Below are 13,867 nucleotides of genomic sequence, written 5' to 3'. Positions count from 1 at the left end.
TCAACCTGCTGCCGGGTACCATCAAAGTTCAAGACGGCTCGCCAAGCACGGAGCAGGTGTCTATTTCGCGTCGTGGAAGATGATCCCTGCGGTGTGTCTCGTGCCGGACCGCACACGGCTCACACCGTGGCGCAGGTTCACGCGGTAACTACCTCTCGTTCCCTGGACAGGCCGGTTGTGAACGGCAAAGGCCACGGCATCCCCCTGGCGCAGGCTGACAACCTCAACGCGGCTCTGCATGCGCGGGCGTTGTTCGGTCATGCAGAACTCGCCACCCGAGAAATCCTTGCCCGGTTCCGATAGCAGAATCGCGACCTGGATCGGAAAAACCAGATCTCCGTACAGATCCTGGTGAAGGCAGTTGAAGTCACCGGCGCCATACTGCAGCAGCAGAGGGGTCGGCCGGACCTGACCCGCCTTGTGGCATTGCTCCAGATACGCGTCATGGGTGACCGGAAATCGTTGATCGAAGCCCATGATCTCGTTCCACGTGTTGGCAAGACCGGCGAAGCGGGGATAAAGGGCGGTCCGCAATCCACCCAGAATATCCGGCAGTGGATATTTGAAATAACGGTATTCCCCCTTGCCGAAGCCGTGCCGCGCCATGACGACATGGCTACGGAAATGCTCTTCCTCGGCATAAAGTGACGAAAGGGCACGACATTCCCCGGGCGACAAGAGCTGAGGCAGCGTGGCACAGCCGAAACCGTTCAACTCTTCGTGGATCGCGGCCCAATCATAACCGGCAACCCGAGCCTCTAAAGAGGTCGCCAAGGCATCCGAACGATCCTCGTTGGCGGTAAGCTTTCTCATGCCCGTTTCTCCCTCTCGATGAGATCGCGCTTGCGCTCCACACCCCATGCGTAGCCGGAAAGTGCACCGCTGGTTCGAACCACACGGTGGCAGGGAATTGCAACTGCGAGCTTGTTGGCAGCACAAGCCCGGGCAACAGCCCGTGATGCCTTGGGTGCCTTGATACGCCGGGCAATCTCGGCATAGGAGACCGTTTCTCCGGCAGGGATTTCCTGAAGAGCTTGCCATACCCGTTGTTGAAAGACGGTTCCGCGGACATCCAAAGGCAGGTCAAGACCGATCTTTGGACATTCGACGAAGCCCACCACCCGGGCCACCAGACCTTCATAGTCGCGATCCGCCCCAAGCAGTGTTGCCTTGAGAAACCGGTCCTGCAGATCCCGGACCAAATCCCCCGGGTCACTTCCGAGAAGAATCGATACAACGCCTTTCTTGCTGGACGCGACCAGAATGGCACCAAGCGTCGTCTGGCCAACCGCGAACCTGATCTCCTCGTCGGCTCCGCCGGCACGGTATTGCGTGGGTGTCATACCCAGCATCCCGGTGGATTTTTCATAGAACCGTCCGCTGGAATTGAAGCCTGCGTCATAGATTGCCTCGGTCACCGTTATGCCGGAACCAAGTCCATCACGGACCTTGTTGGCCCGATGCGCTGACGCATAGTCTTTTGGCGTAAGCCCGGTCGTCGCCTTGAACACCCGGTGAAAGTAGCTGGGGCTACGACCGACGGAGCGAGCAAGATCATCCAGTGACGGCTCTTCTTCGCTGCCTTCAATGATGCGGCAGGCCTTTGCGACAATTGCTGCATTCTCGGCACCGGCAGGCAAGCCTTCCGGCTTGCAGCGCTTGCACGCCCTGAAGCCGGTCGCCCGGGCACTTTCGAGCGTGGTGTGAAGCTGTACGTTTTTCGGATTGGCCAGGCGCGAAGGGCACGACGGTCGACAATAGACGCCGGTTGTCGACACCGAATACCAGAACTGGCCGTCTGCGGTCTTGTCACGGGCTGCTATGCGCGCCCATCGAGGGTCCTCTGCCAGGGGCAGCTTGGTCTGATTGTCGTTCAAGGCTTCCATTGGTGCGTCTTCCCGAAATTGTTGTCGTCAACTTCGCCAATCCTGTCACCGGCTTCACGACCGTGCACTCCGGTCCTTACCTTCAAATCGGGATCTTCAGCGACCCGTTTTCCGAGCTGCTGGCATATTTGAATTTCAAGGCAAGGGACGGAGCGGAGGCTCCGTTCAAGTCTGTTGAAAAGGCGCTGTTGCCTGAAACAGGCGGCCCGGGATTTGCCACAAGGCGGCTGCCCGCCTTGTGGCAAAGCGTCCGGTCAGGTCAGCCGAATGGACATGCCGCCATCGACAATCGTCGGGCTGCCAGTCATGAAACTTGCACGGTCGGACAGCAGGAAAAGCGCAGCCTGTGCGATCTCCCTTGCGTCCGCCATGCGTTTCATGGGGTGCAAACCTGCAATGAACGCCAAGACGTCCGGATTCCCTTCGCCGCCGGCCGGTGTAATTGTGCCACCCGGCATCAAGGCATGAGCCCGAATACCCTCAGCGGCGTGGTCTGAGGCAAGTGATTGCACCAAGCCGTTGAGACCGGCCTTGGAAGCCGCGTAAGCGCCCATGCCAGGCATGCCCGCGTTGCTGAAACCAACAAATGACGATGTGAAGACGATCGAACCACCGCCGGTTTTCTTCATGACCGGTATCTGCGCTTTTGCAGCCAGAAACGCCGCCGTCAGGTTGACAGTCAGGACCTCGTTCCAGTTGCCGATACCCATGTCCGGGACCGGCTCCATGGACCCGACAATGCCTGCATTGTTGAAGGCACCGTCCAGTCGCCCGAACTCCTTCAGGGCGAGGTCGACCAGTGCCGCGGCATAACCTTCGTCCTTGACGTCGCCCTCCAGAAAAACGGCCGTGCCGCCGGCTTCACGGATTTTGGACACAACAGCCTCAAGTTCCGCGGAGCGCCTGGCACCGAGGATGACATTCGCTCCTTCGGCCGCAAAAAGGGTCGCTGCAGCAGCCCCGATCCCGCTGCTTGCCCCAGTGATGATGATCGATTTGTTTTCGAGTTCCATGACGTTTTCTCCTGTCTGTCATTGGCCCCGGCCTGAGCCAGGGTCCGAGCGACAGGTGCCATGATCGGGCCGAGCCGAACTATCCGTTTCTTGTTGTCAAATCCGAGAACCCGTCCCTGTAAGTCAGGGACAGCCTGTGTGCGCCGTTGGAGATCGGCTTGCAGACAACAGGGATTGCTGCCCGGTTACAGTCTACCTGCCGGCGGTTCTGAATTTGATAGTGAAGGATTATGTCTCAACAGCTTCGGACAATCCGGCTGCAGCATACCCAATACAGAAAATCATGTCGCCGGCCGCAAGAGAGCCCTGCGCGGGACCATGTTCAGTTTCAAAACGAATGAAGAGGGAAATGGTACAGACGAGTGGATTCGAACCACCGACCTTCGGAGCCACAATCCGACGCTCTAACCAACTGAGCTACGTCTGCTTAAAGGCGTGAGGTGACGCGGACCATACTGACCCGTGCCGCCATTTGCAAGGGCGTCTTCTAAACTCGTTTTTTCCAACCCGCAAGCGGGAATTTGCGGAAATTTTCGAGCTGTTGAAAAGCAAATGCCCGGAGCGTCGCCCCGGGCATAACAACCGTTTGCCGATGTCATCGGCATGGCCCTGCCGAACCGCAATCAGGTGACTGCGAACGGCAGGATGCCGGATTAGTTGACCTTGATGTCCTTGAAGGACTTCTCGAACGCTTCCTTGACCGGTGCGGAAACGTCGGTACCGAGCTTGGTAGCCAGTTCGTGCATTTCCTTGGACTGGGCGCTCAGAGCGTCAAACTGCTGGCGAGCAAACGTGGACTGCAGCTCGATAGCTTCAGCCAGGCTCTTCGCAGACATGATGTCCTTCACGAAAGTGAAAGTTGCGTCGGCGTTGGCTTTGGCAGCATCAACGGCCTTGTGGTTGAATTCGACAACGCCCTGGCGGGAAGTCTCGAAAGTGTCTTCCATCAGGTCGGTTGCGTCTTCAGCAGCGTTTTTCACTTTTGCATAGGCTTCGCGAGCGTTCTCGATGCCTTTTTCGGTTGCTTCACGGAACATGGCCGGAACTTCCATTTTGGGCATAGCAAAAGCCTCGAAGTCAGGGAAAGCTACACCAGCAGCAGCGGTTTTGGCTTTGGTGGTGCGAGCTTTCGGCGCCGGCTTTGCCGGAGCAGTGGTTGTGGTGTCAGTCATGATCTCATCTCCTTGAGTCCGGATGCGATCATTGGTGCAAGTTCATTCCGCCGATACGTGTGCCGGCGGACCCTGTCGTCATCCGCAAACACTACATAGTGCATGCTGTGCTGCATTGCAACATTTTTTTGCACTGCACAACAAACTTACCGTCGGGGATTTCTGGTGTTTCGTCGGTTCCGTTCTGCAAAAAGCGGAGCGGACTGCAGCCCTTTGTCGGTAAGCCATTGGCTGGACAAGGGAAGACGAAAACAGGCAATCAGGACCGGAAAAACATTACAACCAAAACAGGAAATATTCAATGAAACACTTGTGACACCTTGCGCGGGGCTCTGGCGCCCTGCGCAAGGAAAAATGCCGGCCGGATTATTTTTTCTGGGTGGCCTTGGCCGCGTCCTGAACGGCCTTCGTTGCCGAGTTGGAAAACTCGCGCGCCTGTTCGCCGAGGGATTCCATCTGCCGGCGCAGATAGTCCTGCTGCAGCTTCATCATGTCCTCGACATTTTGCGCCTTGACCAGTTCCTGCGCAAACTTGAAAGCCGCGTCGACATGCTCTTCGGCATAGTTCAGCGCCTTCTTGTTCACATCCGCAGCACCGGCCTGAACCGCATTCGCGCTGTCTTCCGCATTGCTGACAGCCTTGTGGGTCGCGCCCATGAAGTCGTCAAAGGCCTTGCGGGCCTGGTCGACGCTCTTTTCCGCGAAATCGCGCATCTGGTCGGGAATTTCAAAACCGGTCTTGTCTGTGCTCATGTCGGCGCTCCTCAGGTCGACGAAAGATGTCAGGCGGGTATCCTGAAATCCTTCCATGCCAAAAATTCGTAACACGACGATGGCATTCCGGCAAACTTGTCCGGTCGGATTAACCACGCCTTCATGTAACCCCTTTAGCAACCTTGCTTTACGTGGACTGTGTTGGAGATTGCTTGTATTAACGGAGTGTTTACCACTTTGGGCAAATCCGGCCGCCACGCACCCGTCAACCGGTGTTGCAGACCAGTTTGGAGCAGAGCCATGGACGAACAAACCCTATCATTCCTGGAACTGACTGCCATGGATGATCTGGTTCAGCTTGTCGCCGACAAAAGGGCAGCCTGGCTCTGGTCGGCCGACGGGGCGCGTATTCTATGGGCGAATGCTGCCGGTGCTTCCTTTTTCTCCGCACAGTCCGTAGCCGACCTGGCCAACCTGACGTCGCTCGAGCGCTCACCCGCCCGTCCGCATATCTCCCGCATCGCCGAATCCGGCCCTACAGACAAGTTCAGCATCGACCGGCTGCGGTTTTACCGGGGTCTCAGGGTCATGCTGCTGACCTGTCAGTGTATGCGTATCGAGCTGGACAACGGTGAAGCCGCTGCCCTGATTGTCTGCGGTGACAAGGGTCTGTCCATGACGAAGGACCCGGTGCCGGCTTTTGCACAGATGTTGCGTGCCGATGATGCCACCGTGTTCGTGACGGATGCCGGTTCGGTGGAAGGCTGTTTTGGCGAACTGAAGGGAACGCCGGAAGACCTTGACCTGCCGGACGGGCAGACGGCGCTTTTCGGTCCTCTGGAACTCGATGGTGACTTTCATGAGGGCGTTGTTCTGAAGGTGACGGACCGCCAGAAGCTGGTGGTCCTGGAAAACCTGCCTCTGGCGGATCCCGGCACTGAAGCCGGGGAAGACAGCCCCGCAAGCACGCAAGAAGCGGACGCCTCAGCAATTGAAGCCGGGCTGCTGGCCGAAGGCGTTGCCGCCGGAGCTGCAGTTGCCGCTGACACTTCGTCCACGGACGAGGAAACAGTTTCCCAGACCGGTGAGGACGACGCCGGTTGGGTACGGGCCGACGAAGACGAGTTTGAAACCGCTGACGATATGGCCGCAACGCAGGCCGCCCCTGCCCCACCCGTTGAAGAACCTGTTGAGGAAGACCTCGACGACCTGGCTGCCAGTGAGCAATCCATTGCCGCCGGTGTTGTCACCTCAGACGACATCTCCCCGATGGATGCCGGAGAGGCGGACCTTGAAGCCGCGTTGTCCGACCTGGAAGAGATTGAAGACGATGACGACGAGACGGCAGAAATCGTCTCGGCCGATGCTGAAGAGGACGACGGCCTCGAAGAACTCGACCTCGAGGAAAGTGTCCTTGAGGAGACGACCGCCAAAGTCGTGGCCGAAGACACCTCTGATGACGCTGCAATGGAAGGTGGGGACGGCTTTGTCTTTCAGCCACGGCGCAGACCTGTGCGCTTTGCCTGGAAGATGGACATCGACCAGCGCTTCACCTTTCTGTCCGACGAGTTTGCCGAAGTTCTTGGCCCTTCCTCAACCGACATTATCGGTCTGACCTGGAAGGAAGTGTCCGACGCTTTCGATCTCGATCCCCGTGGCCATATTGCGCGGGCGCTCGACCGACGCGATACCTGGAGCGGAAAGACAATCGACTGGCCGGTCTCCGGTGCGGACTTGCGCGTACCTGTCGACATGGCCGCCCTGCCCGCCTTCGACCGGAACCGTAAATTCGAAGGCTATCGCGGCTTCGGAGTTTGCCGGACCGCAGATGCCGTGCCGGAGCATGGAAGCCAGCCCTCCGGTCCGACGCTGGCCGTTGTCGGGGCATCCGACACTGACACGGACGAAACCGGACGCGACACACTTGCGGAAGATGAAGCCAGCCACGCCGCTGCAACGCTGCAGGAAGACACGCCCGGTGCCGAAGCTGCCGACGTGACCGTGGCGCCAGAGGTGGAAGACGACATTGCCACCGTGGGCTATGACAACGGACATGAAAACGTCCGCTCTGAAACAGGTGATGAAACAACAGATACATCGACTGGTGAGGCTGGTACCGATGAAGCTGGTTCACCAGAGGCAGCAGAGCAGCAGGCAACCGCGGAGGCGGCAGCCAAGCTTGCGGAATTGAAACCGGCAAAACCGGATTCTTTCGCGGGCAAGACCTTTCTTGGCGCAAGTGCGGCTGCTCTCGTCGGGTCCCTGGCAAAGTTCACCGGCAAGGCTCCGCAGCGCCCGGCAGACCCGCCGGTAAAGGCAGACGAGCCCGCCAAGGCGGATACCCGACACCTTGAAACCGACACGTCTCCAGAGGACGTTGCCCCGGATGCCGACAAGGATTTCGACGATCTGCCTGGCGCAGCTCTCGACAGCAAGTTCAAGGCCCTGGAATCCGGTCTGCAAGATGCACCGGAAGACGAAGCTCTTCCCGAGGAAAGCGACGTTCCGGAGACTGGCGAAGACAAGCCCGTCTCCGGCAGCGATGAAACCGTTCCTGAGGACAGTGAAAGCGCTGAGGACATTGGAACTGCAACCGACGAAACGGACGACGTGGCAGAAGCGGTCGTCGATGACGCTGATGCAGTAGCTGATGACGAAGACCCTGAAGACGAGGTCAGCGACACGTCGAGCGAAGACACCGCCATCGATGATGACGACACTGAACTGGCAGACGAAGACGAAGCGGACACCGACAGCGAAACCGATGCTGCGAGTGACGAGCTGACCGGTGAAGAGACAGGGGATACCACCACAGCCGTTGCAGTGCCCACTCCAGCGAGTGCCGAACCAACCGGTATCTCCGGGCCAGCGGCGCTGAAACCGGCTGAAATCGAAAGCGCGGTCAAGTCGCTCGCCAAGGCTTACAAAGAGGCGGAAAAGAAGTCTCGCGACCTCTTTGAGGAAGAAGAAGACCCCACGGCCCCGGAAGACGACGACATGTCGTCCACAGCCGTCGCAACTGCCGAAAGTGACGAGGACCAGCAAACGGGAACCGATGAGGCTTCGGCTGGCGACGAAGATCTGTTCGAGCCCGAGCCTGCCTTTGAAGACACCCATTTCGATCTTGTTGAGGAGGAAGACCGCGAGATCGAAGCCGTGGCTGCGTCATTGGAAACGGACGATGCGGCTGAAGAGCGCGAGTTCTTCGAAGAAACCGCTGCCTTCGAGAGCGAGGACAAGGCTGCCGAAACCGCCGACGCCGATGAGCCGGCCGAACCGAAACCGACAGGCCAGGTCATCCCGCTCGCAACGGTGAAACCGCGCGTTGTTCCGGTGGATACCTCCGGTCTTTCCCGGCCCGAACGTCAGGCCTTTCGCAAGATCGCCGAAGCCCTTGGAGCACGGCTGGAGGGCGACCTTGAAGATTTCGATGCACCCGATCCGGTGGAACCGGTCGAAGAGCTGCCGCCCGAAGTTCCGGAAGCCGGCCCTATCGACCCGAGCCTCCTGGACCGCCTGCCCATCGGCATCGCCATTGCCCATGACCGGGAAGTTCTCTACGCCAACAAGGCGCTGCTGAGCATGCTTGGCTACAAGTCGATCACCGCGCTCTCCGAGGCCGGCGGGTTGGAAGCACTTTTCATCGACGATGCGGAAGAGCTGCCGGACGCCGAAGGCATGGATGGTGAAGTCGACGAGACCATGAAGATGCGCCTGTCGGATGGCGGTGTCCTCAACGTCGACGCTCATATGCATTCCGTTCCGTGGAACGGCACCCGCGGTCTGATGATTTCCATCACCGAACGCAAGGCCAAGCCGGCACCTGCGACCGCTGCTCCGACTTCGCCGAACTTCTTTGCGGAAGTCCGCTCGGAACTTGATAGCGCGCGAAACCAGATCGCCGAGATGGACACCATTCTGGAAACGGCGACCGACGGCGTTCTCGTGCTTGATCAGAACGGCACGATCCTGAAAGTGAACGGCTCCGCGGAGGCGCTTTTCAGCGCCAACCGGTCCGACATGATCGGAGCGCCCTTCACGGATTTCCTGGCGCCCGAAAGCCACCGGGCGGCGGCCGACTATCTGGACGGATTGTCGCGCAACGGCGTTGCCTCGATCCTGAACGATGGCCGCGAAGTGCTTGGCAAGGTTCCGACCGGCGGACTCATCCCGCTGTTCATGACCATCGGCCGGATCAGCGGCAACAAGGACGACGTCAAATACTGTGCGGTGCTGCGCGACATCACCCAATGGAAGACGGCAGAAGAAGAGCTGACCCAGGCTAAGCGCCAGGCTGAAAACGCCAGCTCTCAGAAGTCCGATTTCCTGGCGAAGATCAGCCATGAAATCCGCACCCCGCTGAACGCGATCATCGGCTTTTCGGAAGTCATGATGGAAGAGCGCTTCGGCCCGATCGGCAATGACCGCTACAAGGACTATCTCAAGGATATCCGCACATCCGGCTCGCACATCATGAGCCTGATCAACGATCTCCTGGACCTGTCCAAGATCGAGGCGGGCAAGCTGGATCTGAAGTTCTCCGCCGTCTCGACCAACGACGTCATCAACGAATGCGTTGCCCTGATGCAGCCGCAGGCCAACCGGGAGCGTGTCATCATCCGTGCCAGCCTGCCGGAATCCGTGCCCGATGTCGTGGCTGACCCGCGGTCTCTGCGCCAGATCGTGCTGAACCTTCTGTCCAACGCGATCAAATACAACAAGTCCGGTGGGCAGGTGATCCTGTCGACCGCACTGGAAAGCAACGGCGAAGTCGCGCTGCGGGTTCGCGATACCGGCACCGGCATGACAGCCAAGCAGCTGGCAGCGGCGCTTGAACCGTTCCGGCAGCTGCATACCTCCAGCCGCGGCGGTGGAACCGGGCTTGGCCTGCCGCTAACCAAGGCACTGGTGGAAGCCAACCGGGCCAGCTTCCATATCGATTCCACGCCGGATCAGGGCACCCTGGTGGAAATCATCTTCCCGACACAGCGGGTGCTTTCGGAGTAATGCCGGGCTCCCGACAGGAGAGCACCTTGGTTGAAGTCGACAGCAATATCTGGATCCTTGAAGGGGACACCGTCTCCTTCTACGGATTTTGTTACCCGACCCGCTGTGTGATCATTCGCCTGCCGTCCGGCAAACTGTGGGTCTGGTCACCCATCGCCTTGACGCCGGCGGTCCGGCAGCAGATCGATGCCCTTGGAACCCCGACACATCTCGTCAGTCCCAACAAGATCCACCATCTCTTTCTGCAGGACTGGAAGGCGGCGTGGCCGGAAGCCAGGCTCTGGGGACCACAGAGCACCATTGCCAAGCGTACGGACCTCGCCTTCGAACCGGCGCTGGACGAGGCGGTGCCAGATGCATTCGAAGGCGTCATCGACATGGTGCGCTTTTCCGGTTCTCCGGTGATGGACGAGTTGGTGTTTCTGCACCGGCCCTCGGCAACGGTCATCCTGGCGGATCTCAGCGAGCATTTCTCGGAAGGTTTTTTGCACCGGCACTGGAAACCCTGGCAGCGCTGGATTGCCGGTCTATGGGGCATTGTCGAAGGCAAGGGCTATGCGCCCCTGGAATGGCGGCTGAGCTTTTTCGACCGCCGAAAGGCCCGAACCTGCCGGGACAGGATCCTTGCCTGGTCACCTGAAAGGGTGATCATGGCGCATGGCGTCTGGCAGCCAGGCAATGGCACAGCCTTCCTGCGGCAGGCGCTTGCCTGGGTGTGACAGTTTTTCACGCCAGCCGGTAACGCGTTCGTGATCAACCTTTCAAAGCAAGCTTCAATGACCATCAGACCTAAAGTCGAGTCTTAAACTCCTGTATTCTCACCGGTTTTCGGCAAAATAGTGGAATGCAATCCTCCAGTTAGTTTTGAATCATTCTAAAGTATTGATTTTGCTAGATTTATTGACTTGAAGCCCTGCTAACGACATATTCCCGGCAAGCTTCGGACCCCGCGTCCGGGCAACAAGAACCATATCAACGGGAGAGTTACATGAATTCCACTTTCCGCATCCTGGCAGGCGCTGCCCTGCTGTCTTCGGCAACCCTTACCGCTGTACCCGCATTTGCCGACGGGGAAGTGAACATCTACTCCTATCGTCAGCCTTATCTCATCGAGCCGCTGCTCGACGCATTCACCAAGGAAACCGGCATCAAGACCAACGTGGTCTTTGCGGCTGAAGGCCTGGGCGAGCGTATTGCGGCAGAAGGCGCCAACTCTCCGGCCGACGTTCTCTTGACCGTCGACATCGGGCGCCTGGACGGTGCCAAGCAGCTCGGCATTTCGCAGCCGGTTGTTTCTGAAATCGTCAATGCAAACGTTCCGGCAGAATTCCGCGATCCGGAAGGCCACTGGATCGGCCTGACCAACCGTGCCCGCGTGATCTACGCTTCCAAGGAACGCGTCGACCAGGACAGCATCACCTATGAGGAACTTGCCGATCCGAAGTGGAAGGGCCGCCTGTGCACCCGCTCCGGTCAGCATGTGTACACCGTCGGACTGGTCGCCTCGATGGTCGCCCACCATGGTGCGGAAGAAACCGAAAAGTGGCTTGAAGGTGTTCGCGACAACCTTGCCCGCAAGCCTGCCGGCAACGACCGCGCCCAGGTCAAGGCCATCTTCGCCGGCGAATGCGACATCGCACTCGGCAACACCTATTACATGGGCCTGATGCAGACCAACGAGAAGGAACCGGAACAGCAGACCTGGGCCGACAGCGTCCGCATCCTGTTCCCGAACACCGACGACCGTGGCAGCCACGTGAATGTTGCCGGCGTCATCCTGACGAAGAACGCACCGAACCAGGACAATGCTGTCAAGCTGATCGAGTTCCTGTCTTCCGATGAAGCGCAGCAGATCTACGCCGAAACCAACCATGAATATCCGGTCAAGCCGGGCGTAGCGGTTTCCGAGCGCGTTGCAAGCTGGGGCGAGTTCAAGAAAGACACCCTGTCACTTGCCGACATTGCCAAGAACCGCAAGACCGCCAGCGAGCTGATCGACGAAGTCGGCTTTGATGACGGCCCGGCCTCCTGAGGCCATATCGACAAAAAAGACGGGCGCCGCATTTTGCGGCGCTTTTCTGTTGAGAGCAAGGAAGGCGGACTTTCAAACTAATCTGGGGCCCGTCATTGCCGGACTTGATCCGGCAATCCATGCCATTCCCTGTCGACAAAATTCAGATGTGACGTCGATCCGACCCTCAACGGCATGGATGCCATGGTCGAGCCATGGCATGACGAAAAGAAAGCCACCGCAAAAATTCAGGTCGCGCCTCGGGATCTCTTGGCTTTTGCATTTTCCGGGTTTTGCCTATAGAGCTTCCTGCGAACCATTCTCAAAGAAATGACAGGCCTTGCTGCGCACGCCCACCCTCACTTTTGCTGACCGTTTCTGGCAAATTGCATCGCTGGCGATTGCCACGCTGGTGCTGTTGCCACTGGCGGCGATCGTGTGGATCGCGCTGACGCCGACGGGCGGAGTCTGGGGCCATCTTCTGACAACGGTTCTGCCCGGCTCCCTGCAGACGACGGTTTTGCTGATGCTCGGGGTCGGCCTGACCACAGGCATCACCGGCGTTGCCACGGCCTGGCTCGTGACGATGTGCAATTTCCCGGGAAGAAAGGTCCTCGACTGGGCTCTTCTGGTGCCCCTTGCGGTGCCGACCTATATCGTCGCCTTCGCCTATGTCGAAGTGCTCGATTATACCGGGCCGGTTCAGAGCCTGATCCGCACGCTTTTCGGTTTCAAGACGTCCAGAGACTACTGGTTTCCCGAAATTCGCTCACTGGGCGGCGCCATATTCGTCATGGGGGCAGTGCTTTACCCTTATGTCTATCTGACGACCCGGGCGAGCTTTCTGATTCAATCCGCCTCGACGCTGGATGTCTCGCGTACCCTTGGCGCTTCGCCTTACGGGCTGTTCTTTCGTGTCGCCCTGCCATTGGCACGCCCTGCCATCGTCATCGGCATTTCGCTTGCCTTGATGGAGTGCCTCAACGATATCGGCGCGGTGACATTCTTCGGCGTGAAGACCCTGACCTTTTCCGTCTATGACACCTGGCTGCACCGTTCCAGCCTCGGTGGCGCGGCCCAGCTCGCGCTTGCCATGCTGGTGATGGTGTTCCTGCTATTGTGGCTGGAACGGTTCGGGCGGCGCAAACAGCGCTTCGACAGCGGCGGTGGCTCCAAGCACCGGCCACCGACACGCTTCGAACTTGGACGCTGGCAGGCTGCGCTGGCGTTGCTGTTATGCCTGACGCCGGTCTTTGTCGGCTTTGTGGTTCCCGGGCTGCTGCTTGCTGACCTGGCCAGCCGGCGCCTGGACGGTTTTTGGGACAGCGGATTTCTGGATGCTGTCTGGAACAGCCTCAGCCTCGCTGCCATTGCAGCGCTGATCACCGTGCTCATTTCCGTTGCCCTGGCCTATGCCCTGCGTCTCAACCCCAGGGGACCATTGAAGTTTGCCGTCCGGCTTGCCTCGATCGGTTACGCCATTCCGGGCACCGTTCTCGCCATCGGTATTCTGGTGCCGTTGGCCGGCTTCGACAATTTCCTGGATGCCCGCATGGAAGCCTGGTTCGGTATCAACACCGGCCTGCTACTGCTGGGGAGCGGCACCGGCCTGGTGTTTGCCTATGTGGTTCGCTTCCTTGCAGTTTCCTACGGCCAGGTTGAAGGTGGCTTCGGCAGGATCACACCTCATCTCGACATGGCGGCGCGCACGCTTGGCCGCAACAGCGGTCAGACCCTGACGCAGATCCACCTGCCGATCCTGAAGCCGGTGCTGTTGTCCGCAGCCCTGCTCAGCTTCGTCGATTGCATGAAAGAGCTGCCGGCAACGGTTCTCCTGCGTCCGTTCAATTTCGAAACCCTGGCAACAACCGTGTTCGAGGCCGCCTCGCGCGAAGCCTTTGGCGAAGCGGCCCTGCCCTCGCTTGCCATCGTTCTGGTCGGCCTCATCCCGGTCATCTACCTCGCCCGTTCCAGCGCCTCGTCCTTCCGCACGCAAACGTCCAAGCGGCAACTGGAGCCGGTCGTCTGAACCAGGGCAGCCATGCCACCTCGTGCCCACCTCGT

General features: G+C 59.2%; 9 protein-coding genes and 1 tRNA gene. 4 read left to right on the top strand and 6 right to left on the bottom strand.

The window, feature by feature from the left end; genetic code table 11:
• Positions 1-60: 60 nt before the first annotated feature.
• The 6 genes from ACVDG9_RS03580 to ACVDG9_RS03555 all read right to left on the bottom strand — a co-directional run bounded on the left by ACVDG9_RS03580 (position 61) and on the right by ACVDG9_RS03555 (position 4,824).
• Positions 61-813, bottom strand: a complete 753-nt coding sequence (locus tag ACVDG9_RS03580; protein ID WP_447237311.1) for a 2OG-Fe(II) oxygenase — start codon at positions 811-813, stop codon at positions 61-63.
• Positions 810-1,886 carry a bifunctional DNA-binding transcriptional regulator/O6-methylguanine-DNA methyltransferase Ada gene (ada, locus tag ACVDG9_RS03575; RefSeq protein ID WP_447237310.1) on the bottom strand — a complete coding sequence of 359 codons (1,077 nt, stop codon included), beginning with the start codon at positions 1,884-1,886 and terminating at the stop codon, positions 810-812. Before ada ends, ACVDG9_RS03580 begins: the two co-directional genes overlap by 4 nt.
• Positions 1,887-2,140: 254 nt before the next feature.
• Positions 2,141-2,899, bottom strand: a complete 759-nt coding sequence (locus ACVDG9_RS03570) for an SDR family oxidoreductase (protein WP_447237309.1) — start codon at positions 2,897-2,899, stop codon at positions 2,141-2,143.
• A 350-nt stretch (positions 2,900-3,249) separates the two neighbouring features.
• Positions 3,250-3,326, bottom strand: a tRNA-His gene (locus ACVDG9_RS03565).
• A 226-nt stretch (positions 3,327-3,552) separates the two neighbouring features.
• Positions 3,553-4,071 carry a phasin gene (locus ACVDG9_RS03560; RefSeq protein ID WP_023002171.1) on the bottom strand — a complete coding sequence of 173 codons (519 nt, stop codon included), beginning with the start codon at positions 4,069-4,071 and terminating at the stop codon, positions 3,553-3,555.
• Between the two features lie 366 nt (positions 4,072-4,437).
• A complete protein-coding gene (locus ACVDG9_RS03555) occupies positions 4,438-4,824 on the bottom strand; it encodes a phasin (RefSeq protein ID WP_031269792.1) in 387 nt (128 codons plus the stop codon).
• A 261-nt stretch (positions 4,825-5,085) separates the two neighbouring features.
• On the opposite strand from ACVDG9_RS03555, the gene ACVDG9_RS03550 reads away from it, so the two are divergent.
• The 4 genes from ACVDG9_RS03550 (at position 5,086) to ACVDG9_RS03535 (ending at position 13,832) form a co-directional block, all read left to right on the top strand.
• Complete coding sequence (locus tag ACVDG9_RS03550) at positions 5,086-9,792, top strand: PAS domain-containing sensor histidine kinase (protein WP_447237308.1); 4,707 nt, start codon at positions 5,086-5,088, stop codon at positions 9,790-9,792.
• Positions 9,793-9,818: 26 nt separating this feature from the next.
• Positions 9,819-10,511 (top strand): DUF4336 domain-containing protein, encoded by a 693-nt coding sequence (locus ACVDG9_RS03545; protein WP_367020132.1) that lies wholly within the window; start codon positions 9,819-9,821, stop codon positions 10,509-10,511.
• A 269-nt stretch (positions 10,512-10,780) separates the two neighbouring features.
• Positions 10,781-11,824, top strand: a complete 1,044-nt coding sequence (locus ACVDG9_RS03540; RefSeq protein ID WP_023002175.1) for a Fe(3+) ABC transporter substrate-binding protein — start codon at positions 10,781-10,783, stop codon at positions 11,822-11,824.
• A gap of 319 nt (positions 11,825-12,143) precedes the next feature.
• Positions 12,144-13,832 (top strand): ABC transporter permease, encoded by a 1,689-nt coding sequence (locus ACVDG9_RS03535; RefSeq protein ID WP_447237307.1) that lies wholly within the window; start codon positions 12,144-12,146, stop codon positions 13,830-13,832.
• The last annotated feature ends 35 nt before the right edge of the window (positions 13,833-13,867 follow it).

The organism is Roseibium sp. RP-7 (assembly GCF_053005225.1).
This window is presented reverse-complemented; position numbering and strand designations above follow the sequence as displayed.